The sequence below is a fragment of the Frigidibacter sp. SD6-1 genome (assembly GCF_030143255.1).
Lineage (GTDB): Bacteria > Pseudomonadota > Alphaproteobacteria > Rhodobacterales > Rhodobacteraceae > TMP-24.
The window spans coordinates 13,259-38,251 of sequence record NZ_JARJNR010000005.1; the positions used below are offsets into that span (position 1 = coordinate 13,259).

Here is a 24,993-nt window from a genome sequence, read left to right on the forward strand (position 1 = left end):
GTCCTCCCTGGTCATCTATCAGGATTGTCAAACTCTACCGGGGTTCAAGGAGCGCGGCGCAGGAATTGTTTGGTTCTGCCATGCGCGGGTGCCGAAAAGATCGCCTCTGGCGGACCCGCTTCGACGATCGTTCCCTTGTCGAGGAAGCAGATCTTGTCGGCCGCCTCCCGGGTAAAGCCCATTTCATGGGTGGCCATGACCATCGTCATGCCTGCGGACTTCAGCTCGCGCACCGCATCGAGCACCTCGCCCGCCAGTTCGGGTTCCAGCGCCAATGTGATTTCGTCAAACAGCCCTCACCTTGATCTTGATAACGCTCTCCCGCTTCGCGATCGCATTGACAAATGTTTTAGTAATTACCAAAAGTACATCAACTCCGGCGAGTCAAGCGTAATCTTGCCAAACAAGCACGGAAAGCGCGGCTGCCCATGCGACCGAACTCAGGTACCAGTACCCTTCTCAGCCATGTCGCAGAGCATGATGACCGTCACTTTTCGCACACGATGCCGATCTGTCAGACATCGACATTCGGCCTTGTCGATGCGGCGGATGCGGGCAACCTGCCGGCCTCGAAAACCCGCGACCGTTCTCGACCCCACTGTCACAGGCGCCTATCACGCGCGCGCGGCCTGGCCCGAGGGGAGGTTTCTCGATGCCTGCAGTTGTGCGAGGGCGCGAGTACGACCAATCCCTTCTGAGCCGATGGTCCGCTAGGCTGTTACAAGTCCCGCCTTCGCAGCCGGGACAACGACAAATACGCTGTCGCCCGTGCGAAACGGTTCGGCGTGTGGTGGCAGGACGGCGAAGACCTCTCCCAGCTCGCTCGCGAGCGTGTACTGGATCTGGTTTCCCAGATAGGCGGCATAGCTGACCTCTGCGGCAAAGCTGCCGGGTTCGGGCGTGCGTGAAATGCGCACCTGATGGGGCCGCAGAACCAGCGACGCCATTCCGATCGGCGCCGTCGCGGCTGGAAGCGTCACGATCTCTTCGCCCAATCGGATGATCGTTCCACCGTCGCTGTGCTCTGTCACCTCGCAGGGCAAGAGGTTCGCGTCGCCGATGAAGTCGGCGATGAACGCGCTTGCCGGGCGTTCGTAGAGGTCGCGCGGTGTGCCTTCCTGAGCGATCTCGGCATTCTTCATCACGATGATCCGGTCGGAGACCGCCATCGCCTCTTCCTGGTCATGGGTGACATAGACCGCCGTCAGGCCCAGCCGCTGCTGGATCTGGCGGATTTCCTCGCGCACATGGCGGCGGAGTTTCGCGTCGAGGTTCGACAGGGGTTCGTCCAGCAGCAGCACCTCGGGTTCCAGCACGATGGCGCGGGCGACGGCCACGCGCTGCTGCTGACCGCCAGAGAGTTCCGATGGCAGGCGTTTACCGAAACCGGCAAGGCCGACCATCTCCAGCCCCTCTTCGGCGCGGGCATGGGCCTCGGCCTTTGGCATCCGCTTGACGGTCAGGCCGTAGGCCACGTTTTCGATCACCGTCATATGGGGAAAGAGCGCATAGGACTGAAACACCATCGAGACCTTGCGATAGGTCGCCGACAGATGTGTCACATCATGCCCGCCGATCAGGATGCGGCCCTCGGTCGCGCTTTCCAGCCCCGCGATCAGCCTGAGCGTCGTGGTCTTGCCGCAGCCCGAAGGCCCGAGAAGGGTGACCAGAGTGCCGGGGGCAATGTCGAGGTTGAGCGGTTTCAGCGCCGTCACCTCGCCGAAGCGTTTCACCACGTCTTCGAAACGGACGGAGCCTTTTTGGGTCTTGTTCAGCATCTGGGGTCTCCGATGATCAGGCTTCGACACGATCCGCCCGGCGCAGGCGGCGTTTGCCGATGAGAAGTTGAAGGATGAGGATTGCGGCGAGCATCGTCAGGATCAGCACCGCCGAATAGGCGATGGCAAAGCCGAATTCGCCGTTTTCGACGCGGCCGACGATGAAGGATGTCGCCATGTTGTGCCGCGCCGAGACAAGGAAGATGACGGCCGAAACCGAGGTGATGGCGCGGACAAAACTGTAGGTCAGCGCGGCCAGGATCGCGGGGCCCAGAAGCGGCGCGATGACCCGGCGGGCGGTGGTGAAGCTGTTCGCGCCCAGCATGAGCGAGGCCTCGTCGAGGCTGCGATCCAGCTGCGACATGGCGGCGATGCCGCCCCGCACGCCGACCGGCATGTTGCGGAAGACGAAGACGAGGATGAGGATGACCGAGGTTCCCGTCAGCTCGATCGGCGGGAAGTTGAAGGCCATGACATAGGCGACGCCGATCACCGTGCCGGGGATCGCGAAAGAGAGCATGGTCGAGAACTCAAACGCCTCTTTGCCCGCGAATTTCTGGCGCACGAGAAGATAGGCCGTGGCAAGGCCGACGAATGCCGTCAGCGGGGCCGAAATGCCGGCGATGGTCAGCGTGGTGAAATAGCTGTCCCAGGCCGAGCCGGTAAAGCGGACGCCGTTGGCGAACGAGACCGAAAAGGCGCGGATGTAATGCTCCAGCGTGAAAGAATGGTCATAGCCCCAGAGCTTCACGAAGGACCCGAAGACGATCATCGAATAGATCGCGGCGGTGAAGGCGGCCCAGGGCAGCGCGGTCAGGTAGCAGGCCCAGCGGAGCGCCGGGTTGAGCGCGGCATGGCGCCCGGAATCCGCCTTGCCGGTGACGGTCGCGTAGGACTTCTTGCCGACCCAGCGGCGCTGGATCAGGAAGGCGCCAAGCGTCATGACCAGAAGTGCGATCGACAGGATGGCAGCTTTGGCAGGGTCGGCGACCGCGCCGACGATGGCAAAATAAATCTCGGTCGACAGCACGTTGAAATTGCCGCCCAGCACCAGCGGGTTGCCGAAATCGGCAAGGCTTTCGATGAAGCCAAGAAGGAAGGCATTGGCCAGCCCCGGCCGCATCAATGGCAGCGAGACATAGCGGAAGGTCTGCCAGCGGTCTGCGTCGAGCGTCTGGCTCGCCTCCTCCATCGAGGGGCTGACGCCTTCGACCACGCCGATCAGGACGAGAAAGGCGATGGGGGTGAAGGACAGCATCTGCGCGAGGTAGATGCCGCCGAAGCCGTAAAGCCAGCGGGTCTTTTCCCAGCCAAAGGCGTCGGCGAAGAATTCGGTGACCGTGCCCGCGCGACCGAAGAGAAGGATCAGGGCAAGGCCGATGACGAAGGGCGGCGTGATGATCGGGATGATGGTCAGGACCCGCAAGAGCGGCTTGGCCCGGAACCCGGTCCGGGTGAAGATCAGCGCGAAGGCAAGGCCGAGCGCGGTCGTCCCCGCCCCGGTCATCACAGCCAGGATCAGCGAATTGATGGCCGGGCCGCATTCGGCGCCGGTCAGGCAGCCAAGCCCCCAGAGGTCGGCAGAAAAGAAACGGCCGAAGAATTCCGAGATGCCATACCCCGCGCCGCCTTTCATCTCGAAGGCGCGGATCAGGACATGGGCGACGGGGTAGAATACGAAGGTCGCGACCAGTGCCACGATCAGGCCGATCAGGCCGGTCACGAACGCGTCGCCCCGCCCCCGGCCAAGGCCGGAAATACCGGTGGTCAGGATCATGAGGAGCCCGAGCGCGGTGACGAAAGCCCCGGCCCCCATGCCGGGCTGACCCTCGCCCGCGATCCAGCCGAACCGTGCAGCCGTACCGGGGATCAGGAGCGCCTCGGCAATCAAAAATCCGAGCCCCGCCGCCGCCGCGATGATGAGCCCGCGTGCCATGGCTGTCTGCCCATGCACAAGCGCAAGCACCAGCGCGGCGGCGGCGAAGGCCGGAAGCGGACCGGACAGCCACCATTTACCATGGAGAACGACCTGCAAAAGGGCGGGAGCAGCCCCCGTACCGGTCATTTCGTTCATCCAGCCGAGGCTGAAAACCCCGCCCGACACCATATACCAGGGCAGGAGCGCATAGCCCGCAAGCCCGATCAGGAGCCAGAGCCCCGCCGTCCGCTTCATCGTTCGCTATCCTTGATTGTCCCGCACCGGGAAAGGCGGGCCGCCGATGCGACCCGCTTCCGCGCTTACTCTTCGACCGCCCCGCCAGCGCCCTTCACCTCGGCTTCCCAGCGCGCCAGAAGCCGCTCGCGGGTGTCCGATGCGCCATAGGTGGCGAAATCGTAGTCGATCAGCTTGATCGAGGAGAGGTCGGGCGAATCCGGGTCAAGCGACGCGCCGGAATTCGAGGGGACATTGTAGACGCCGACCTGAAGACCGGCCTGCTGCGCCTCGGCAGTAAGGACGAAATCGACCCATTTCTTCGCGGCCTCGGGGTTCTTGGCCCCCTTGATCACGGAAACACCACCAACCTCGTAACCGGTCCCCTCGCAGGGGGCGACGATCTCCAGCGGGAAACCCGCCTTCCGCAGGTTCACCATGTCATGCATGAAACCGATGGAAATCGTGGTCTCGCCGCGCGCCGCCGCCTTGGACGGGGCTGAACCCGACTTGGTGTACTGGTTCACATTGGCCCCGATCTCGGCCAGAAGCTTGAAAGCCTCATCCTCGCCGAAAAGCTGGGTGAGGGTCGCGAGTTCGGTATAGGCCGTGCCCGATGAATTCGGATTGGCGACCTGAATCTCGCCCTTGTAGGCGGGATCGGCCAGATCCTTCCAGCAGGCCGGAGCCTTCAGGCCCTTTTCGGCGAGAATGTCGGCGTTATAGGCAATCCCCAGCGCCCCGGCATGGATGCCGATGGTCTTGCCGCCGGAGATCTCGGCGATGTTCACCGCCCAGGGCAAAAGCGCCGACGTGTCGGCACCCGACGCCTCGGTCAGATCCTCAGCCGCAGCGATCAGATGCGGATCGCCCGTGCCTCCCCACCAGACGTCGATCTTTGGATTGCCCGCCTCTGCACGCACCTGCGCCAGTGTTTCACCCGTCGATTTGCGGACCATGGCGACGTCGATACCGGTCGCCGCCTCGAAATTCGAGGCCATCAGATCGCACCAATCCTGTTCGTTCGAACAGACGACGTTCAGTTCATCGGCAAAGGCGGGGGCGGCCAGAACGGCCAGCACAGCCGCAAGGCTGATCGAAGAGAATTTGTTCACATGTTCCTCCCTTGGGTTCGCACCGCAAGTCTCCTCTGGACGGGTCTGCGGCCGGTGCGGTCATGATGCGAAACAGACGCTCCGGTAGGCGAGCAGGGCTTGGTAAACAGTGCTAACACGAGGCGGCGAAACGGTTAACAATGTTACAGGCTGCGCGTTTGCCACTTAACAAAGCAAACCAAAAACCGAAGGTAGGGTCGGCAAAACCGTGCCATAGTCCTGTAAAACCGGACAAGACCCGTAACGCCGATGGCCGAGACCGACAGCCAGACCCCTGTGATTGCCGTCATCGACGATGACGCCAACATGCGTGAAACCGTTGCGGCGCTTCTGACCGAGAACGGGTTCGAGGCGCACGCGTTCGAAGGGATCGCCGCCTTCGGGGCACATGGGGCGGATGGGCTGGACATGGCGCTGATCGACCTCAAGCTTAACGGCGAAAGCGGTCTGTCGCTGGCGATGGACCTGCGCGCGAGGGGAAATCTGCCGATCATCATGCTGACCGGGCGGGGCGACGAGATCGACAAGATCATCGGGTTGGAGGTCGGCGCGGACGATTATGTGATGAAGCCCTTCAACCCGCGCGAACTGATTGCCCGTATCCGCGCCGTACTTCGCCGCACTGGCCGCATGACGGCACCGAGGCCTGTTTCAGACGCCGCCATCCGTTTCGGAGATTTGCGCCTTGACCTGCAGAAACGCGAGCTCCTTGACGCTGAAGGCGATGAGATCGCGCTGACAAACGGCGAATACCGCCTTCTGGAATACTTCCTGCGCCATCCAGACCGGGTGATCCCGCGCACAGAGCTTCTGCAAGAGTTGGGCAGCGATCTGTCGAGCTATGTCGACCGCACGATCGACGTGCTGATCCTGAGGCTCAGGCGCAAGATCGAACCTGTTCCGTCAAAACCCGTCCATCTGCAGACGCGGCGCGGGCAGGGCTATCTTTTCGCCCTTGGTTCGGAGGAAGGATGAGGGCCGCGGCGCCTCGTTGGAGCGTGCGTGGCAGGCTCTGGACTGCGCTTGCTGCACTGGCGGCATCGACCCTGATCGTCGGCATTGTCGCGATGATCGCGCTGGCGCGGGCCGAGGCGCGGCTTGAGGCCCTGCACCGCGATACGCTGACCGAAGTCGCCAATGCGCTGGAGCTGTCGCGTCGTTCCGCGGGTCTGGCAGCCTCGGCCCCTTATCTTCTCAATCTCCCCTCGCTGATCCGTGTCCGGCAAGAGGCCGAGGCGATCAGCCGGACGATTGCGGAAATACGCAGTATGTCGGGCGGAAAAGGCGACGTATCGGGCGCGGTTGCCGCAATGGACATCGCTGTCGGGGATCTCGTGGCGGCGACCGGCCGGATGACCGAAGCGCGCGAACAGGGCCTCAGGCAGGTGGCTGCACTGTCGCTGCTGGAGCGCAGGGTGGCCCTTGCGACCGCCGATCCAGGAGCGCCGCTTGCGGTCCGGCGCGGCTGGCTGCAACTGCAAAGGCTTGCAAGTGCCGTCATCGGTGCGGGCCGGGCCGAAAGCCTGATCGCCGCCGGCGAGTTCCAGCGCGAATACCATCAGCAGATGGCCGCAGTGAAGCCGGATCTGCTTGATCCGGCCCAGCAAGACGCACTCAGTCTTGTCATCAGCCTCGTATCCGGCCCCGAGGGACTGTTCACGACAAGACGCCTCGAGCTTAGCGAGCGTCTCGCCGGGCAGAATGCGCTTTTCCGCATCCGTCGCGCAACTGAAGCGCTGAGCGAAACAAGTGCCGATGTCGTCGCGGCGGCAGAGGCAAAGCTGTCGCAGGAACGAAACGCCACGTCGTCGACAATTGCCGTGGCGCGTCTTGCCGTGATCGGCGCGGCCCTGACCAGCGTCGCGATTGCCGTGGTGGCGGCGCTTTTCGTTTCAGGCTACGTCACGGGCAATCTTGCCGCGATTTCAGATGCGATGATGCGGCTCGCCTCTGGGGACCGTACCAGCCGTCTGCCGCGCGGAGAGGGGTCCGGCGACGAAATCGGCAAGCTCTTCCACGCCTTCCGCACCTTCCGCGCCAATGCCCTGCGGCTCGACCGCTCCAACCGTCAGCTTGCCCGGAAGAATGCGCTTTTCGAACGGGTGTTCGGCAATATCAGCGACGGCGTCGCCATCATGGGCGAGGACGGCCGGTTGCTGGTCGCCAACCCGAGCCTGCCGCGCGTGCTGCGCATTGATCCCGCCATCCTTTCCCGGCGCCCGGTGATTGACGAACTGCGTGTGGCCTCGTCCCTCGAAGGGGCGGGCGATGGCGATTGGCAAAGCGCCGACGGATTCGTCGTCGAGGCGCGGCGCAACTCGCTTCCCGCTGGCGGATCGGTCTGGCTTTTCGCGGATGCGACCGAAAAGCGCCGGATCGATGAGCGCCTCGCCCAGATCCAGCGCATCGAGAGCCTTGGCAAGGTAACAGGCGAGGTGGCGCATGATTTCGGCAATATCCTGTCGACCATAGCCGGGTCGCTCCAGCTCTGGAAACCGGACCCGAGTGGCGAAGGCGATGCTGTTCGCAACCGGATCCGCGATGCCGTGGACATTGGCATCGCGCTGACCCAGCGGCTTCTGGTCTTCGCCCGCAAGCAGCATCTGGAGCCCGAGATCGTCGAGCTGAACGGTTTGATGGAAGGGCTGACAGATCTGATCGGCTTTGCCATGCGCGACGAGGTGACGCTGACGGTTCACCCGGCCAAGGCACCGCTTCACGTCCGCGTCGACCCCGGGCAGCTGGAAAGTGCCATCCTGAACCTCTGCCTGAATGCCAACCAGGCGATCCAAGGTCAGGGGCAGGTCTGCGTCAGCCTGAGCGAAACCGACAGCGCTTGCGCCCGGATCACTGTGCGGGATGACGGACCAGGCATGGCGCCCGAGGTTCTGCGCCATGCGATGGAGCCGTTCTACACGGCGCGTGCCGATGGCACCGGCACCGGGCTCGGCCTGTCGACGGTCTACGGTTTCATCCGCCAGTCGGACGGAGATATCCAGATCACCTCGGCGCCGGGCGAAGGCACCTCGGTCGCGCTCTATCTGCCGATCGTTGCGGGGGAGGCGCCCGTGCCGATGGTGGGGAGGAACCGGCTGTGTCTTGCCGTCGACGACGAACCTGCCGCACTGAAGGCAACAGCGCGCGCGATGACGTCGCTTGGCTGCCAGACCGAAATGGCGTCGAGCTACCGTCAAGCGCTCGACCTGCTCGAGGCTGGCGAAACACCGGACCTTCTTGTCACCGACCTCAATCTCGAGGCGGGACACTCCGGTTGGGAACTGGCCGAAACGTTCCTCAAGCGCTCGTCCAGTGCGCAGGCCATCGTCGTTTCCGGGCATGTGCCCCCGGATCATCCGCTGCTCCACCGGTTTGGTGCGCGGATCGCGATGGTACCCAAACCGGCGACCGCGGCTGCTCTGGCACCAATCGTTGCGACCCGCATACATGAACAGGAGACCCATGAATGACCGAGATAACCTACCGCGCCGGACAGGCCGAAATCCGCCCGTGGGGCCGCTGGCAGGTGGTGCAGACCGATCCCGGCTATGTCGTGAAGCGGATCGACGTCAATCCGGGCGCGCGCCTGTCGCTGCAGTATCACAACCACCGGTCCGAGCATTGGGTCGTGGTCGCAGGCCGTGGCAAGGTCACCATCGGCGGGGACACGATCCGGGTGGATCGCGGCAGCCACATCTACATTCCGAAAGAGATCAAACACAGAATCGCCAATGACGGCGACGCGCCACTGGTCTTCGTCGAAGTGCAATTCGGCACCGAACTCCGCGAGGACGATATCGTCCGGATCGATGACGATTTCGCGCGGAAGTAGCGGACAAACCCCGACCCACCGCACCACTGGTTCAAGCGCACCAGCGAAGGTGGGCCGCGCCCAACATCAGCCAGCGTCCGCAAAAGGGGAACTCCGCGCCAGGGGCGCAGACCCGCCCAGGAGACCAGAGATCGCGCCGCGACAGGCAGCAGACTGTCCTTGTATCGATCTGGTCATGGTCAACAGCCTGCCCGCGCCTTCCGTCCTGTTCGCCGACCGGGCCCATAAGGCTGACAACGGCCGCAACACCATGGCGACGCGCACTGTCGTGCCGGTCATCCGGATGCGAAAGACCAGCAGGCGGCGCGTGGCCGTCGATCGCGCCCTCTACCGGCCGCGGATCTTGGTCGGGCGCTGATGCAACAAGCTGAAGAATGCCCGCCGCGTCCCCGCCCCGCTACGACAAGACCGCCGAAAGCCCACTCGGCTGCATCAGTATGGCGTCGATCCGCCTCTGGCGCCGCCGGTCGTCATCATGACGTCGGGCCGGAACCGGTGGGAAGAACCTTCGACAAGGCTGGAAATGCCTTGTACTCGGTAAAGAATCGTTCGGCCATAATATGCAAGACGACGTCCGGCTTCTCCCGTTCTATTATGTCTTCGTAGACTTGCCCCTTGTGCCAAATAAAAACGCTTCGCGAAAAGTGCTCCGCCAAGAGCGGCACAATGAAATCCGATGTCGAATCACGGAAGATCACCGCTCTGGGCAAATTCGCGTTATCGTTCTCGAATACAAAAAGCGGCCTTTCGCCGAGATTGTTCTCATACTCCACATCACCGGCAACCCTCCGAGCGCTGCGTAGGTCATCCGGAAGCTCGTAACAAACTGTGTACTCGAAGGGCTTCCCGGGAGATATCGGCTTCCATGTCGTCTTAACGATGCGCGCCTGATCCTCAGGCATTTGGCTGGCAATATCCCCCTCATATCCGGCGAGTTTAGGCGTCAACTGCGACAAGCTTATCGGAGTCTTCTTCTTTCCGTCAGCCAGACTCGCATTCAGATGCTCGGCAATATGCAGATATGCCAAGAAAGCGCCGAGCCAGTTCGTGTGACTGTCGCCCTTGAAGTAAAGGAATCCAAGCGATTTAGCATCGCGAAATACATCCGCAAGGTAGCTGTAGCCCGGCACCCCTGCGTCCATGACTCTCTGTGCAGGTCGCCCTTCATCAATTTGCATTCCGCGGAAAATCTTTGGTAGGTATTCCGGATAAACAGCCGACTTCTCCGGTATCACGAACTTTAGGTACTGTCGGCCGCTCTGATTCAACGCTGTGCGCCGAGCTTTCAGTGTCTCGATCGCGCGCCCCAATTGCTCTTCAGTCCACTTTTTCTTGCCATACAAGTATTCCAAGAAATCAGAACTATCATTGACCAGAAAAACCCAGCCATACTCGCTCAACATCCCCTTGTGAGGCGCGCAGCATCTTTCGGCATAGGTGATGACATCGCCATCAGTCATGTCGAACATTGTGGATCTGGACGACCACAGGCGCAAATCATAGGATTTACTGGCATTCTCGCGCCCCAATTGAATGGTCTCCTCGAGGCCCAGGAACTTGGAGAGAATGAGTGAATTCTCTCGGCTGCTGTTGTCGATATTGATTTCAAGGAACCGCACCCCTTTGGCGGAAGCCAGTCGTCGAATTCTCTCGTTCAGTGAAACATGGATTTCTGACAGCCTCGGAATATCGAGCTTAAAGCCGAACTTTGTCATGAACTCCGTCATGCTGCGTTGCCAGACATTAAGACTTTCACGGCTTGAAAGTATAAAGAAGGCATCGGGGTAGGTTTCTATCAATTCCTTGTAATAGCTTCTCGTCGGGTAGTCGGAGAACGCATCATAATCAGACGTGTCAATGAAGTCCCTCAGACGCTGCCAGTTTTCAGCCATGCCGATCTCGATCGGTTGCTCGGCGCCCGGATTCTGACTTACGCCACTTTCTTTAAAGTAATAGTGGATGGACCGGTAGCCCGCCGCGAGAAGAAACTTATGTATGGACGTGGTCCCGGTTCTGGAGTCACCCAGCACGAAGACCTTTTTGGGCGTGTCATTGTTCATGAGATTCCCTTCACGAATTCATTCCACTCTTCTCGATGAGTCCTCCTCGAGGGAAGGCGTCTCCCACATACTTTTTCAGGCAAGGGTCATCAGATCGGTATGTTTGACGAGCCATCTCCGGAAGTCCGTCTCGTAAGGATTCGGGAAGGCCTCTTGTAGATCCAGCCTTTGCCTGAATAATTCGCGCGCTGCCTTGGGTATCGCCGTTCCATCCCTGAAGACGCCATAATACCACCAACCCGACGGAATCCTCGGGTCGGTGAAACGTTCTACCTCGCGCCGGTACCAGGCCCAGATCTCATAGACCTCAAAGTTGTCTTTCGCATAGCGTTCGGTCATCGTGTCGCCGATCGGGCCGAGCTTGGTAAAATGGTAGAATCGCAATGGCGCGCCATTGACCAGAATAGAACCGTCCAAGGGTATCGAAATCTTCCGATGACTGAGGTTCCAGCTGGCAACATTATAGCCCGGGTCTCGCAAGACTTTTACACTATCGAAATAGCACGGGATGAGATTGCACCATTTCTGATCAACAAATACGCCGATATCCAGTCGATCGACACACCAGGAATCCAGTCGCGCGGTCCACCACTCGGCAAAGGCCCTTGCTTCTCCATCGTTGCGCAAGGCCAGGAAGCCGAGGTTATACGTTCCATAGTGCAACGACGTGATCTCGTTGTCGCGGATCGCTATTTCCTCTGTTTCGGGTGTGGTCTGATGCGGGGTCAGTACAATAGACCAATCGTCCAGAAGATCTATTACCGGTTTCATCGAGCCAAAAACCGCAATGTCCGGATCGAAATAGACGACCTTTTCCGCGTCCGGTTGATCCATGATATGCATGATCGCCCGGCCCTTGACGGCAGTGCAAGCCTCCACGATGTCGTAACGGAAGAGCCAGGGTTCGACGGCCTCACCAAGCAATTGCTCGGCGGTAATGACCCTGTCGAATTCCTCGTTCGAGATATCGAAATTGAACCCCTCGGGTGGGTGGTCCGTGATGACGGCCCAGATAATCCAGTCAGGGTGCTGGCGGCGCAGGCTGCTGGCCAATACGCGGGCGCGGTTCAGGTAGCTGTAGGAAAAACTGGTGAAGGCGTGGACGGTCATGGAAGATACAAACCTGTGAGCGCGGGGATTGCCATTTCGCTGTAATGCACGTCCAGCACTTCGCTACGCCGCCGCTCTCGGGCCTGCAGGACCAGATCACGGCAGTCTGCCGAGTAGAGCCAAGAGGCCAGCGCCTCTTCGGATTCCAGGACCGCGCCCCTTCCGGTGGACTGTACCAATGCGGCGACATTGCCAGACTGCGACTGCGTAACAACGTAGGCCTGGCTCGCCAGCGCCTCGGCCGTGGTCAAGGAAAACGTCTCGGGCCAGCGGGCAAAATGCAGAACCAGGTCAATTCCCGCTGCTTCCAACGCGCGGGTCATCGCGTCCGGCTGTGCCGCAGAGACCTCGACATGGTGCTTTATGACATCCAAGTCAGCTGTATAGCTGCCAAAATAGTGGAACTCGAGAAGCTTGGATCGAGCGTGATCAGTCACCAGTCTTTCGAACTCATTCCAACCTTTATGCGCGACGGGCGCCCCAAGATAGGCAACCTTGATCGGTGCATCATCGGCCCCACCAAGCACAGGCAATGGCTTCGCGCGTTCGGTCGCTTCAAGGACCATATGCGGTTGTACGATCAAATCGTGCAGCCGGTATCCGCAGGTCCTGGTCCAAATGTCCGCCGCAACCTGCGAGGGTGCAAGCGCCGTGACTGCAATCCGGTCAAAGAAGTGCCGCAGACGCTCGGTATGCCTTGGGCGAGCCTGACCGAACACACATACGCCACACGCCGGAGATGCCAGATCTGGCCCGCCACAATAGCTAATGGCGTTGCGCATCAGAGTATAGCTTTGGCAGGCACTAAAGAAATCATGCAGCCAGTAGCAGCAGCGGTTGTCGCCGCTGGCCTCGATCAGCTGAGCAACCGCTTCAGGAGAGTGGCCCATCAGGTGATGGACCACAAAACGGAATTTCTGTCCCGTGGCAGCGCGGCTCTCGATCGCGGCGATCATGTCTGCGTAGCGCGCTGTTCCCAGCACTTCACCATTCAGAACCAAACGATATGTCGAGGTGTTGACCTCGGCTTCAGGGAGCAGTGCGTTGCAGGTGCGAACCGGGTGTATGTTAAGATAGTCCATTCCAGCGGGCGCTGCGCGACTGGCTTCGATCCGGATGCAGACCTGGGTGCCGCCCATGACATCCAGGTAATTGTCGTGAGACAAGCTCACGATCACTCGTTCACGGCCGCGCGCCAGAATATCGGCAATTGCATTATCCTTGAGCACAGTTTCATGGATATCGGGTGGCGGCGCCAAGACGGCCAGGCCAATGCTGGACGTAATCGTGCGGATCCTGGCAGCGCGATCGTTCTGCGTGAGTGACGTCGCCGACACAGGTATTGCATCGGCTCGCCCGAGCGCTGCATTAAAAATATGGCGCAACTGCGACAGGCTCTTCTGCGCCATGTCAGGCATATTAACGGATCGAAGCAGATTGCGGGTAGAGCGTCGATAGCGGCGACTGACGCGGAAGAACAAGGAGAACGGCAATTTCCGAACTTTCCGTGCGAGCTTGATCGCCGCGGCATGTTGTTCGCGCCATTGCTCGTATAGTCCGTGTAGCTCGTCCAGCTCTGTTCGTGCCATACCCAAACGCCGAGCGTAGTCGCTATTGACCGACTGAAACTCTGCTCTGCTGTCAGCAAGCTGCTGGGTCAAGGTCTTCGCCTCGGCTGCGCGTGCATCCAGTGCGGCCCTGCTGTCAGCAAGCTGCTGGGTCAAGGTCTTCGCCTCGTCTGCGCGGGCATCCAAAACGGTCCGGATTTCGGCCAGCTCCGCGTTGGCCCGCATCGCGTCAATCGGTGCCAGCGGCATCGGCAACCGACGTGCGGCGCTCTCCCGAGGCAGTCTCTCTCGGCTATATTGGGGCTGTTGCAGCATCAACAGCGCAAGATCGTCAACTGTTTCGATCAGGGGCAGCGCAAGGGCTTCAATCCTATCGCGGTACTTGTCAGCAGCTTCCGAAGGCAGGAACAGCAGGCCGCACTCCGTCCCGTCAAAGAAGATGTCCCGCGCCGATCCGTTGAAATTTGACGGGTTGAAGGCCGGGGAGTGGATCCCGCAACAGAAATAGCCGTGCCCCTGCATGAAGCGCAACAGATCGCTGCCGCCGTGAATCCCCAGCACTTCGCAGAAGACGACTGGCCTGTCCTCTGCCAGGATACGGGTTGCACCCTTCAGCGCCGCCAGTTCCGCACCTTCCAGATCAAGTTTGACAAACTGTACAGATTTGGGCCCTGCATCATCAAGCCGAACCAGAACCACCGGCCCTTCATGCGCCTCGGACTCCAAATGCGTGCCACCAGCATTTCCATCAGGAGCCTCGATCAGCCGCCCATACCCTGCCTGCTCGCCCAGGGCTTCGGACCGGATCTTGATATTGTGAATCGCGGCGGCCGCAACGTTCTTTTCCAGGACCGACCGGTTCGCGGGCGAAGGCTCGAAGCAGATCACTTCCCCGCGCACGCCAACTTTCTGCGAAAACGCCCGCGCATGCGTCCCGAAGCAGGCCCCGCCGTCTATCAGGATATCCCCGTCCGCGATGAACTGGCACAGCATATCCAGTTCGATCTGCGCCCATTCCCCGTATTCACGCAAAGAATTCGCGATAATGTCTGAATTGTCAGGGACATAGAACATCCCATACCGCGTATTGATTGCGGCAAGGGAAGGCTGCGCCTCGGTAGCGTTTCGTGTCGTCATGGAAGATCATCACCCGGTACAAACGTCTTCTGTGCAGACCTAGATCGGCGAGGCGCATCGGTCATCCTCAGCCCCGGTCGAACGCCTCAGTACGAGCACTGCTGCACAAGCGGCATAGCGACGGTCATCATCACGCGTGCCGAGATTCGGTTCCCCGTACAATTTCACCTTGCGCTAGTCAATCCGCCGATCTCTCGACGTTCACCACGAATTCCCGATTCGTTGCCAGATCGTGATGGATGCAGCGAGGCCGCCGGTGCAGAGGACGCGCCCGGACGTGAAGGGCCGCGGGTGGCTTCTTGCCCCTCGTGGTCCCTGCGGGCGAAGCGCATCGTCGGTCCCTGCGGCCCCCTCGCAGCTATCGCACACGACCACCGCCGGGGCCGGTCACGCCCTCAGGCATCGCGCGCGTCCGTTTTTCACCTGGCAACAAAAACAGCGCCCGGCACAGGTTGTTCACCGGGCGCGCCTTTTTCTTGCCGCAATTTGTTAAGCATTCGCCTAGAATGCCAAGATCGCACGACCCTCACCGCTGGAGAGCGCCCTTATGTCCGTCCCGACCTTTGGTTCCGAGTTTCTCGTCAATTCAATCACCGATTTCAACCAGAAGCAGTCTTCCGTTGCTGCGCTCGACAACGGCTTCTTCGTAGTTACTTACACGGATGACAGCGCCGCCGGCAGCGACGCGGATAACACCGGAATATACGGTCAGATCTTCAATGCGGCAGGGGCGCCCGTTGGTGCCACTTTCCTGATCAACGCGACGACGACCAACGATCAGTCCGATTCCAGCGTGATTGCCCTCAGTGGAGGACGGTTCGCAGTGGTCTGGGTCGACGGTAGCCAGCTGCCAGGCGCCGACGGCTATGACATCCGCGCGCGGGTTTTCAACGCGGACGGCAGTGTGGCGGTCGCCGAAATGGTGGTGAACTCCACGGCGACGAATCTACAGATTGCCCCCGCCATCGCCGAACTGACGGACGGCAGCTTCGTGATCAGCTGGACGGACAGCAGCCAGACCGGCAGCGACACCAGCGGCCAGGCCGTGCGCGCCCAGCATTTCACATCCGGGGGCGTCGCGACCGGCAGCGAGCTAACCGTCAATAGCACAACCGCCTCTGACCAGGCCGAAAGTTCGGTCACCGCACTCAGTGGCGGCCGGTTCCTCGTCGTCTGGACAGACAACAGTCAAACAGCCGGTGATACGGATAGCGGCGCGATCCGCGGGCAGGTCTTCAATTCCGACGGAAGCCCATCGGGCGCCGAGCTTCTGATTAACACGACCACGCTCGGCAACCAGTTCAATCCTTCTGTAGTTGCGCTGGGCGGCGGCTTTGTCGTGACCTGGACCGATGGCAGCGGCACGGGTACCGATACCAGCGGCTCCTCGATCCGTGGACGGGTCTACGATGATTCAGGCAATCCGACGGGAACGGACTTTGTCGTGAACACAACGACAAATTCAGGCCAGGACGAGAGCACCACCGCTGCGCTGCCGGATGGCGGGTTCGTGGTCTGCTGGCTGGACAACAGTTCCGCAACGAATGGAAGCGATATCCGGGCACAAGTCTTCGACGCGGACGGCACGCCGTCGGGCGCGGAGTTCCTGGTCAACACGACCACGACGGGCGACCAGTCCGCCCCGTCCATATCCGTCCTTGCCGATGGCAGGTTCATCGTCACTTGGACCGACGGAAGCACGACCGGCGCCGACACCAGCGGCCTTGCTATCCGCGCCCAGATCTTCGATCCCCGCACGGCTGCGGTCGCGGTTGCGGGCACCGCAATTGCCGATCACTACATTGGCACCGCCTTTGCGGACCAGCTGATGGGCAGTGACGGCAACGATCGGCTGATAGGCAACGACGGTAACGACTTTCTCAATGGCGGCAATGACAACGACAGCATTTTCGGAGGCAACGGAAACGACACGGTTTATGGCGGCGAGGGTTCGGACCTTCTTTATGGCAACAGCGGCAATGACACGCTGAGCGGCGACCTCGGCGCCGATACGATGGTCGGCGGCGATGGCAACGACAGCTACACCGTCGACAACACCGGCGACATCGTGATCGAGACCAATGCCGATGCCGCCACCGGCGGCATCGATATCGTGAACAGCTGGCGTGGAAACTACACGCTTGGCGCCAATATCGAGAATGGCCGCATTCTGGCGGCCGGGACCGCCTTCCTGACCGGCAACGGCCTTGCCAACACGCTGGTTGCGGGTGCGGGCGACAACATCCTCAACGGCGCCGCCGGCACCGACACGGTATCCTACTGGGCAGCGACAGGCGCGGTGACGGTGAACCTCGGCGTGACCGGCGCGCAGGCCACCGGCGGCTCCGGCCTCGACTGGCTGATCAGCATCGAGAACCTGACGGGATCGACCTTCAACGATCGGCTCAGCGGCAATGCGGCAGCCAACCGGCTCGACGGCGGTGCGGGCGATGACACGCTCATTGGCGGCGCAGGGAATGACACGCTGTTCGGTGGCGCGGGAGCCGATACCATGGCTGGCGGCGATGGCAACGACAGCTACACCGTCGACAACACCGGCGACATCGTGATCGAGGGCAATGCCGATGCCGCCACCGGCGGCATCGATATCGTGAACAGCTGGCGTGGAAACTACACGCTTGGCGCCAATATCGAGAATGGCCGCATTCTGGCGGCCGGGACCGCCTTCCTGACCGGCAACGGCCTTGCCAACACGCTGGTTGCGGGTGCGGGCGACAACATCCTCAACGGCGCCGCCGGCACCGACACGGTATCCTACTGGGCAGCGACAGGCGCGGTGACGGTGAACCTCGGCGTGACCGGCGCGCAGGCCACCGGCGGCTCCGGCCTCGACTGGCTGATCAGCATCGAGAACCTGACGGGATCGAACTTCAACGATTGGCTCAGCGGCAATGCGGCAGCCAACCGGCTCATCGGTGGTGCCGGAGATGACACGCTCATCGGCGGCGCCGGGAATGATGCCCTGATGGGCGGTCTCGGCAGCGATGCCTTTGTCTTTGATACTGCGATAGGCTCCGGAAATGTGGATACGATCACCGACTTCTCGGTTGTTGACGACACAATCTGGCTCGACAATGCAGTAATGGGGGGTCTGGGGTCTGCCGGTTCGATGGCTGCGGGACTGTTTGAGGCGAACACCGCGGGGGTCGCCGCAACTGCGGGCACACGGATCGTCTACGATATCGATGACGGTCGCCTCTTTTATGATGCCGATGGCAACGGCGCGGGCGCAGCTGTACAGATCGCGAAACTCGGCGCGTTCCTCGCACTCGACGCCAACGACTTTCTCATCATCTGACACATCGCAGGTCAAGCCGCGTAAGCAGCGCGCGCGTCCCCGCTGCTTACGCGGTGAACCCACGTTCGATGCGCACAAAATTCTCGACGCGGCTCGGGCCTTCCCGGCCGAGCGGGCGCTTGTGCAGCGCGCGGCTTGACGGGTGGACGCCGTCGGCATCGCCGGTCTTCTCGATGCGGTAGAAATGCTTCAGGCGCCCGCCGTCGCTTTGGGCGCGGTGATCGGCCAGGTGGCGGCTCATTCTCTCCTCCCGGGTGGCGAATGGTCGTGGGGTCAGCTTGCGCCCGAATCGCGCCTGCCACAAGATATTCTACCCTGGATGGTAACAGGGGCATGAAACCGCCGATCAGGATGGCAGGCCTTGCGATTCGCGCCTGTCTGCAGAACCGCTCCGTGCCTGTGCGTGCACGCCTACTTTCCGTTCCCGGTGCAACAGACTAGCTCTTGGCAGACAGGAGGGGTCCCATGAGCCAGACAATCGAACTCGCGCTTGATACGTTCGGCGACGTGACGCAAGGTCCGGACGGCAATCGCCTGCCGCAGGATCAGGTGATCCGCAATGTGGTCGAAGAGGCGGTGCTCGCCGATCAGGTCGGGGTCGATTACATCGGCCTTGGCGAACATCACCGCGACGATTTCGCGATTTCCGCGCCCGAGGTGATCCTTGGCGCCATCGCCGCCCGCACCTCGCGCATCCGCATGGGCACAGCGGTCACCGTCCTGTCTTCGGATGATCCGATCCGGGTGTTCCAGCGGTTCTCCACTCTGAATGCCCTGTCAGGCGGCCGGGCCGAAGTGATCCTCGGCCGTGGATCGTTCACCGAAAGCTTCCCGCTGTTCGGCTTCGACCTTCAGGATTACGAACTTCTCTTCGAGGAAAAGCTCGATCTTTTTGCCCGGCTGATCCGCGCACCCGCTGTCAGCTGGGAGGGCCGGACCCGACCCGCGTTGAAGAACCAGAAGATCTTTCCGCCGCTTGGGCCCAAACCTCTGAAGACCTGGATCGGCGTGGGCGGCAGCCCCGATTCCGTGATCCGCGCCGTGCGCCACGATCTGCCGATGATGCTGGCGATCATCGGCGGCAATCCGGCGCGGTTCCGCCCCTTCGTAGACCTCTACCATCAGGCCTACGGCCAGATCGGCAAGGCGCCGCAGCCTTTGGGCGTCCATTCGCCGGGCCATGTGGCCGAAAGCGATGAGCGCGCGCGCGAAGAGCTGTGGCCCGGCTACAAGGCGCTGCACGACCGGATCGGCCGCGAACGCGGCTGGCCACCGACGACGCGCGAGAATTTCGAACGCGAGGCTGATCACGGCTCGCTTTACGTCGGCACGCCCGAGACGGTCGCGAAGAAGATCGTGCAGACGGTGAAGGCGCTGGGCCTCGCGCGGTTCGAGATGAAATATTCCTCGGGCACGCTCGGGCACGAGAAGTTGCTGCGCTCGATCGAGCTTTACGGCACCCGCGTGGCGCCCTTGGTGCGGGACATGCTGGCTTGATGCATTTCCCGCCCTGACATGGCGTTGGCGCCATGCAATGCTGACACGCGCCGCCAGAATGTTTGAGGGGGGTCGTCGATGACAGACAGGTTCGAGCCCGACGGCGCCTCTGCAACGATGATGGCGGTGGTGACTGAGGCTCAGGGTGGCTTTGAACAGCTGCGGTATCGCAAGGTACGGCGCCCCCTGCCAAAGGACGGCGAGGTTCTGGTCCATGTCCTCGCCGCGGGTGTGAACAACACCGACATCAATACAAGGGTCGGCTGGTACGCGAGCACCGTCACGGCTTCGACCGGGGAAAGCCTCGAGCCAGCAGGCGACGGCCCCCCCGAGGCAGGCGGCTGGCAGGGCGCGACACCGTTTCCGATGATCCAAGGCACCGATTGCGCGGGACGCATCGCCGGGCTTGGTGCCGGGGTCGATCCGGGGCTGCTGGGCCGCCGGGTGCTGGTCAGACCCTGCATGAGGGTCAATGGTTTCCATGATCCGGCGACGCGCTGGCTGGCGGCGGACTTCGACGGCGCCTTCGCGCAGTTCGTGGCCGTTCCGGCTAGCGAGGCCTTCGTCGTGGACTGCGACTGGACCGATGCCGAGCTTGCGAGCCTTCCCTGTGCCTACGGCACAAGCGAGAACATGCTGCATCGCGCGCGTGTCGGCGCGGGCGAGGTGGTTCTGGTCACGGGCGCCTCGGGTGGTGTCGGCTCTGCCACGGTTCAGCTTGCGCGCCGGCGCGGGGCGAAGGTGATCGCCATCGCATCCCGGAGCAAACATGACGACCTGCGATCGATCGGCGCGGAGCGATTGCTCGACCGCGCCGACGATCCGGCAGAGGTGCTTGGCGCAGAAAGCGTCGATGTCGTCATCGACAATGTCGCAGGGCAGGGCTTTCCGACGTTGCTCAAGGCATTGCGGCGCGGTGGTCGATATGTCTCGTCCGGTGCGATTGCAGGCCCAATCGTATCGCTCGACATGCGCGATCTGTATCTGAAGGACCTGACGCTGATCGGCACGACGGCCTGGGATGAGCCCGTCTTTCCGAACCTGATTGGTTATATCGAACGCCGTGAGATCAGGCCGCTTGTGGCGGCGACCTACCCGCTTGCCGACATCGCAAAGGCGCAGAAGGACTTCCTGGAAAAGCGCCATGTCGGCAAGCTGGTTCTGATCCCGCCACCTGCCGGTCAGGCCTGACCCCAGTCCGCCGCCTGCATTTCCCTCAGGCGGCTCGCTGTGCGTTCGAACTCAAACGACCCCGCGCCCTCTACGTAAAGCCGCTCCGGCTCGTCGGCGGCCGAACAGATCAGCCGAACCTTGCCCTCGTAAAGCGCGTCTATCAGCGTAACAAAACGTTTGGCCTCGTTATAGTTCTCGGCCGACAGATGAGGAATTTCTTCGACGATCAGAACCCGCACCGCTTTGGCGATCGCCAGATAGTCTGCGGGGCCGAGAGGGCGGCTGCAAAGTTCCCAGAAGGAGGCGCGCGCCACCCCGGACCGGTGATCGGGCAGGCTGACGGGACGGTTGTTTACGGTGAGTGTCAGCGGCCCATCGCCCCCGCCGCCGGTCAGTTCGCGCCATATGCCATCGATCTCGGCCCGTGCTAGCGCATTTGCCGGTGTGAAATAGGTCCGCGCGCCTTCAAGGCGATGCTGGCGATAATCCGTCTCGCTCTCGATCTCGCGCACCTCCATCCGCGCCTTCAGCAGGTCGATGAACGGCAGGAACAGCGGCCGGTTCAGCCCGTCCTTGTAAAGGTCGTCCGGCACCCGGTTTGACGTGGTCACCACGCAGGTGCCGCGCTCGAACAGCATCTGGAAGAGCCGCCCCACGATCATCGCATCGGCAATGTCGGTGATCTGCATTTCGTCGAACGACAGAAGCCGCAGCTTCGACGAGATATCAACCGCCACGGGCCGGATCGCATCATCGACGCCGGTCTTGCGGGCGGCGTGTAGGGCGGCCTGCACCTCCTGCATGAAGGCATGGAAATGCACGCGCCGCTTGGCCTCGATCGCGGTCGCTTCGTGGAAAAGATCCATCAGCATCGACTTGCCGCGCCCGACACCGCCCCAGAGGTACAGCCCCTTCGGCGCCACCGGCGGCTTGCCGAAGAGACCGCCGAGGAAGCCCTTCTTCTTCTGCCCGTCCTCCTCCAGCGCTGCACGGATGCGCTCGAATTCGGGCAGAAGCGCGCGCTGGGCAGCGTCGGGGCGGATCGTGCCCTCAGCCACCTTGCGGTCGTAGATCTCTGTCAGGCTTTCGCGCGCGTCCGTCATGGATCGCTGATAGCAACCCGCGCCCCGCCTGTCACGCGGCCGGGCGTCGCCCGCTGGATCAGAACGGCAGCTCGAATTTTGGCGGCAAGCCGAGGCCTTCGGCCCGTCATATCGGGGGCGCTAACGGACCAGCACAGGCCCTCGTCCTCCTCGTCGTACTCCCGTGAGCCCTCGAGTTCGCCGCACTGGCATGGAACTGGCGACAGGGCGATATGGCCAACCGGGGCGGTCGGCGCAAGGTTCGCGACATGCTCGAACATCACCTTGGCGCGTTCGGGCTTTCCGGTCTCATCCAAGGTGCTGACGCTGATAGCCGGGAATGGATGGGCCTGGAAAAGCCATGTTTTCTCACATGCTTGGGATTGGTTTCGTTATTGCTTCTTCTGCCAGTCGAGAACCGGCCCGATATTTTCTTCCGGGATCCACGGATCGTCGGATTCCTGCTGTTCGGTCATGTAGAAGTTTCGGATGCGCTCGGCTTTCATCACCTTGGCTGCTTCGTTCGACATGATTAGGTTCGGGGCGGATAGGTTGTCGGTGATCCAAAAATGACGCCCAGCCATCTCAGGTCGGCTGAAAGTCAGCATATTGGGTCTAACATCGCAATGAAGGCCCGGCTTTCCGTTGAATCTCCTGACCCACTTCACCTTCTCCTGCTTCATATACTTCACCAGGATTGCGTCAAATTTCTCACATGCATTGAAGATGAACCAGCCGCCCTCGATCGGTTCTCCGTTCTTGCGCCGTAGCTTCAGCGGAAAGAACTGATGCTTGTTGGGTTCAAGGCGCTCGACAATCGCTTTGAACCGGGTGCTTACACCATTGAGACCAGGCAAAGGGAAAACGTCGGTCATTGCGCTTTTGTTCTCTTGAGAAGCGGATGTGGGCATCCGCGCGGGATCGATCCAAACACCTCCACTGAAGCCAAAGAACGGCATGGTTTTCGGCCGCTCATCAAACTCAAATTGCGGCTGAGTTTGGGAGTAGAGAAGCGAACATACATAGGGCATGGGTCTTTCCTTTGTGGTTCGGGCCGGAGCAGTCCAGGCCATGGATAAGGCGTATTCGCGCGCCGTGCCTGATCTCTATGCAGAGTGCGGCCAGCCCTGTCCACGGCACCGATCCGGCGTCCTTCAGGCAGTGCGGGTACCGCCCATCTTCTCCAGCATCTCACCCTCCACCAGCCCGCCGATCTGCGGATGCATGCGCAGTTGGAATTCCTTCACCACCTGCCGGAAATTGGCGATGACCCGGCCGGTCGTGGCGCGGTCCGGCGCGATGACATCGAGGAGCCAGTTGACCTGCCCTGGCTGCCAATCCTCGGGCTTCAGCCGCACCGGGACGGCGGAGGGCGATGGGTTTGCGACGCAGGGAAGCGGTGGGTCAACGCGCACGCGCCGCGCTGGCCCCGTTCGTCCATCCATCGCGAGATTGCGGCGAGGAGATGGTAGGGTGCGTGATTTCACGCACCGATGATCGTTGGCGTGGGGTGAGGTGCGTGCGAGCACGCACCCTACGCTTGCTGTAGGTGGCATGTCTTGGGTCCGACCCGCGACTATCGTGCAGTTGATCGCCGATGCCCGCTTCGCCAAGCGCATCCATCAGCCCAGGAACGGATTTGAACGCCTCGAGCGTCGTGGCGTTCCGAAACAGGGCATGCAAATTGCCCCGCATGTTGGGGTCAAATCCCGCATCGGACATCAGCTTTGGGTAAAGCTGCACAATCCTTTCGATGACAGCATGATGAACGTCGAACCCGAAAAGCTTTGCAGCGCTGTAGGATTCGGTGAATTCGGCGGAATCGACGGCATCATCGGTCATTTTCAGTCCACTAACTTGCAGCGTTTCAGTTTGAAGGCTTTGGTCAGCCCTGCCTTTTCCAAGGCATCATGCAGGCGCTGGCTGACGAAAAACATTGGTCGGATGCTCGGATCGGTCCAGAGGTCCGGCCCGGTCAGGGCATTGCGGTTCAGCGCGAGGTAATCGTCTTGCTCGCCAATTGGCTTCCGGTAGGAGCCGAGAAGGAACGTCAGAGGACCGCTTTTCTCGGGAACCAGAGCTTGCTTCCGTTCACTTAGCCCCAGGATATAGAAGGGTTCCGGATAGGCTTCGGGATCTTTCTCGGAGATCAGTTTTATCGGATAAAGCCCGGCGGAACCCAGGTCGAACTGGCGGAGAAACTGCGCCATCTTGCCGGTGACACAAAGATATTCATTAACATGGAAAAGCGGGGGGAATTTCTTGAATTCGGGCCATTCCTTGTCTAATACCGCGTACTGCGGCAGATTGGCGGGATCGATCGGTCGGCCGGCGATATGATCTTGCGTCACAACGCGCCCGATGGGATCACCCACGTTTGACCTTCTGAATGGCACGACCAGATCCGAGTTCAGCAGTGCATAGCTTGCCCATACTGTGTCTGTCATCGTCACGCTCCTTTGTGCTGGGACGCGCCCATCTTCTCCAGAAGCTCCGGCTCCACAAGCCCGCCGATCTGCGGATGCATCCTGAGGTCGCCCCCCTTCACCACCTGCCGGAAATTGGCGATCACCCGGCCGGTCGTGGCGCGGTCCGGCGCGATGACATCGAAGAGCCAGTTGATCGTGCCCGACTGCCAATCCTCGGGCTTCAGCCGCAGCGGGAAGGTCCCCGCCTTGATCTGGTCGCGGATCTTGGCGTCCACCTCCTCGCTGACCGAGGCCCGAGACGCGCAAAGCCCGCGATGTCGGTCAGCATGCCCGGCTCTTCCTTCGCGGGCCGGGTTCATCAGCGCCATCAGCAGCTGGCCGAAGCTTTACCTTTCAGAACGGCAGCTTGAAGTCAGGCGGCAGGCCGAGGCCCTCGGTCAGGCGCTTCATTTCCGCCTGGGCCCGCTCGCCCGCCTTCCTCTGGGCGTCCTTGATCGCGGCAAGGATCAGGTCCTCGACCACTTCCTTCTGGGTCGGATCGAAGATCGTGGGATTGATGTCGAGCGCCTTCAGTTCGCCCTTGGCCGAACAGGTCGCCGTCACCAGCCCCGCGCCCGCTTCGCCCACGACCATGATCCGGTCGAAGCTTTCCTGCAGTTCGCCGATCTTGCCCTGCATCTCCTGCGCGGCTTTCATCATCTTGGCCATGTCGCCAAGGCCACCGAGGCCCAGTCCCTTAAGCAT

General features: G+C 61.5%; 20 protein-coding genes and 2 pseudogenes. 7 read left to right on the top strand and 15 right to left on the bottom strand.

Going from position 1 to position 24,993, the window contains the following annotated elements:
- Positions 1-44 precede the first annotated feature (44 nt).
- From P0645_RS10285 to P0645_RS10300, 4 genes and pseudogenes are all read right to left on the bottom strand, one after another.
- Positions 45-293 (bottom strand): annotated as a pseudogene (locus tag P0645_RS10285) (peptide ABC transporter ATP-binding protein); the annotation flags it as partial.
- A 417-nt stretch (positions 294-710) separates the two neighbouring features.
- Positions 711-1,778: an ABC transporter ATP-binding protein gene (locus P0645_RS10290; RefSeq protein WP_284164492.1), complete on the bottom strand. Its 1,068-nt coding sequence runs from the start codon at positions 1,776-1,778 to the stop codon at positions 711-713.
- Positions 1,779-1,794: 16 nt separating this feature from the next.
- On the bottom strand, positions 1,795-3,951 hold the full coding sequence (locus P0645_RS10295; RefSeq protein ID WP_284164493.1) for an ABC transporter permease: 2,157 nt from the start codon (positions 3,949-3,951) through the stop codon (positions 1,795-1,797).
- Between the two features lie 65 nt (positions 3,952-4,016).
- Complete coding sequence (locus tag P0645_RS10300) at positions 4,017-5,045, bottom strand: ABC transporter substrate-binding protein (protein ID WP_284164494.1); 1,029 nt, start codon at positions 5,043-5,045, stop codon at positions 4,017-4,019.
- 249 nt (positions 5,046-5,294) lie between these two features.
- Between P0645_RS10300 and P0645_RS10305 the strand changes: the two genes are divergently transcribed.
- From P0645_RS10305 to P0645_RS10320, 4 genes and pseudogenes are all read left to right on the top strand, one after another.
- A complete protein-coding gene (locus P0645_RS10305; protein ID WP_284164495.1) occupies positions 5,295-6,020 on the top strand; it encodes a response regulator in 726 nt (241 codons plus the stop codon).
- A complete protein-coding gene (locus tag P0645_RS10310) occupies positions 6,017-8,512 on the top strand; it encodes an ATP-binding protein (RefSeq protein ID WP_284164496.1) in 2,496 nt (831 codons plus the stop codon). Before P0645_RS10305 ends, P0645_RS10310 begins: the two co-directional genes overlap by 4 nt.
- Positions 8,509-8,874: a phosphomannose isomerase type II C-terminal cupin domain gene (locus P0645_RS10315; RefSeq protein ID WP_284164497.1), complete on the top strand. Its 366-nt coding sequence runs from the start codon at positions 8,509-8,511 to the stop codon at positions 8,872-8,874. Before P0645_RS10310 ends, P0645_RS10315 begins: the two co-directional genes overlap by 4 nt.
- A 49-nt stretch (positions 8,875-8,923) precedes the next feature.
- A pseudogene (locus P0645_RS10320) lies at positions 8,924-9,353 on the top strand (transposase family protein); the annotation flags it as partial.
- On the opposite strand, the gene P0645_RS10325 reads toward P0645_RS10320, so the two are convergent.
- The 3 genes from P0645_RS10325 to P0645_RS10335 all read right to left on the bottom strand — a co-directional run bounded on the left by P0645_RS10325 (position 9,348) and on the right by P0645_RS10335 (position 14,749).
- Positions 9,348-10,934 (bottom strand): sulfotransferase, encoded by a 1,587-nt coding sequence (locus P0645_RS10325; protein ID WP_284164498.1) that lies wholly within the window; start codon positions 10,932-10,934, stop codon positions 9,348-9,350. The pseudogene P0645_RS10320 and the gene P0645_RS10325 sit on opposite strands and share 6 nt — an antisense overlap.
- A 75-nt stretch (positions 10,935-11,009) precedes the next feature.
- Positions 11,010-12,044, bottom strand: a complete 1,035-nt coding sequence (locus P0645_RS10330; RefSeq protein WP_284164499.1) for a glycosyltransferase family protein — start codon at positions 12,042-12,044, stop codon at positions 11,010-11,012.
- Positions 12,041-14,749 (bottom strand): FkbM family methyltransferase, encoded by a 2,709-nt coding sequence (locus P0645_RS10335; RefSeq protein WP_284164500.1) that lies wholly within the window; start codon positions 14,747-14,749, stop codon positions 12,041-12,043. The genes P0645_RS10330 and P0645_RS10335 overlap by 4 nt, the downstream gene beginning before the upstream one ends.
- Positions 14,750-15,296: 547 nt before the next feature.
- On the opposite strand from P0645_RS10335, the gene P0645_RS10340 reads away from it, so the two are divergent.
- The gene (locus P0645_RS10340) at positions 15,297-18,068 is read left to right on the top strand and encodes a beta strand repeat-containing protein (RefSeq protein ID WP_284164501.1); all 2,772 of its coding nucleotides are present in this window, start codon (positions 15,297-15,299) and stop codon (positions 18,066-18,068) included.
- A 46-nt stretch (positions 18,069-18,114) separates the two neighbouring features.
- On the opposite strand, the gene P0645_RS10345 is transcribed toward P0645_RS10340, so the two are convergent.
- Positions 18,115-18,309 (bottom strand): hypothetical protein, encoded by a 195-nt coding sequence (locus P0645_RS10345; RefSeq protein ID WP_284164502.1) that lies wholly within the window; start codon positions 18,307-18,309, stop codon positions 18,115-18,117.
- A 224-nt stretch (positions 18,310-18,533) separates the two neighbouring features.
- Here P0645_RS10345 and P0645_RS10350 point away from each other — a divergent pair, with 224 nt between their 5' ends.
- Both P0645_RS10350 and P0645_RS10355 read left to right on the top strand, forming a co-directional pair.
- Positions 18,534-19,565, top strand: coding sequence for an LLM class flavin-dependent oxidoreductase (locus P0645_RS10350; protein ID WP_284164503.1), 1,032 nt, complete (start codon positions 18,534-18,536; stop codon positions 19,563-19,565).
- A gap of 78 nt (positions 19,566-19,643) precedes the next feature.
- On the top strand, positions 19,644-20,756 hold the full coding sequence (locus tag P0645_RS10355; protein WP_284164504.1) for an alcohol dehydrogenase family protein: 1,113 nt from the start codon (positions 19,644-19,646) through the stop codon (positions 20,754-20,756).
- Here P0645_RS10355 and zapE read toward each other — a convergent pair.
- The 7 genes from zapE to P0645_RS10390 all read right to left on the bottom strand — a co-directional run bounded on the left by zapE (position 20,747) and on the right by P0645_RS10390 (position 24,993).
- The gene (zapE, locus tag P0645_RS10360; RefSeq protein ID WP_284164505.1) at positions 20,747-21,841 is read right to left on the bottom strand and encodes a cell division protein ZapE; all 1,095 of its coding nucleotides are present in this window, start codon (positions 21,839-21,841) and stop codon (positions 20,747-20,749) included. The two genes, P0645_RS10355 and zapE, sit on opposite strands and share 10 nt — an antisense overlap.
- A 371-nt stretch (positions 21,842-22,212) precedes the next feature.
- On the bottom strand, positions 22,213-22,851 hold the full coding sequence (locus tag P0645_RS10365; RefSeq protein WP_284164506.1) for an imm11 family protein: 639 nt from the start codon (positions 22,849-22,851) through the stop codon (positions 22,213-22,215).
- A 123-nt stretch (positions 22,852-22,974) separates the two neighbouring features.
- On the bottom strand, positions 22,975-23,235 hold the full coding sequence (locus tag P0645_RS10370; protein ID WP_284164507.1) for a hypothetical protein: 261 nt from the start codon (positions 23,233-23,235) through the stop codon (positions 22,975-22,977).
- A complete protein-coding gene (locus tag P0645_RS10375) occupies positions 23,225-23,662 on the bottom strand; it encodes a hypothetical protein (protein WP_284164508.1) in 438 nt (145 codons plus the stop codon). Before P0645_RS10375 ends, P0645_RS10370 begins: the two co-directional genes overlap by 11 nt.
- 2 nt (positions 23,663-23,664) lie before the next feature.
- Positions 23,665-24,267 (bottom strand): hypothetical protein, encoded by a 603-nt coding sequence (locus tag P0645_RS10380; protein ID WP_284164509.1) that lies wholly within the window; start codon positions 24,265-24,267, stop codon positions 23,665-23,667.
- Positions 24,268-24,269: 2 nt separating this feature from the next.
- Positions 24,270-24,524 carry a hypothetical protein gene (locus tag P0645_RS10385; protein WP_284164510.1) on the bottom strand — a complete coding sequence of 85 codons (255 nt, stop codon included), beginning with the start codon at positions 24,522-24,524 and terminating at the stop codon, positions 24,270-24,272.
- 118 nt (positions 24,525-24,642) lie between these two features.
- A complete protein-coding gene (locus P0645_RS10390; RefSeq protein WP_284164511.1) occupies positions 24,643-24,993 on the bottom strand; it encodes a YbaB/EbfC family nucleoid-associated protein in 351 nt (116 codons plus the stop codon).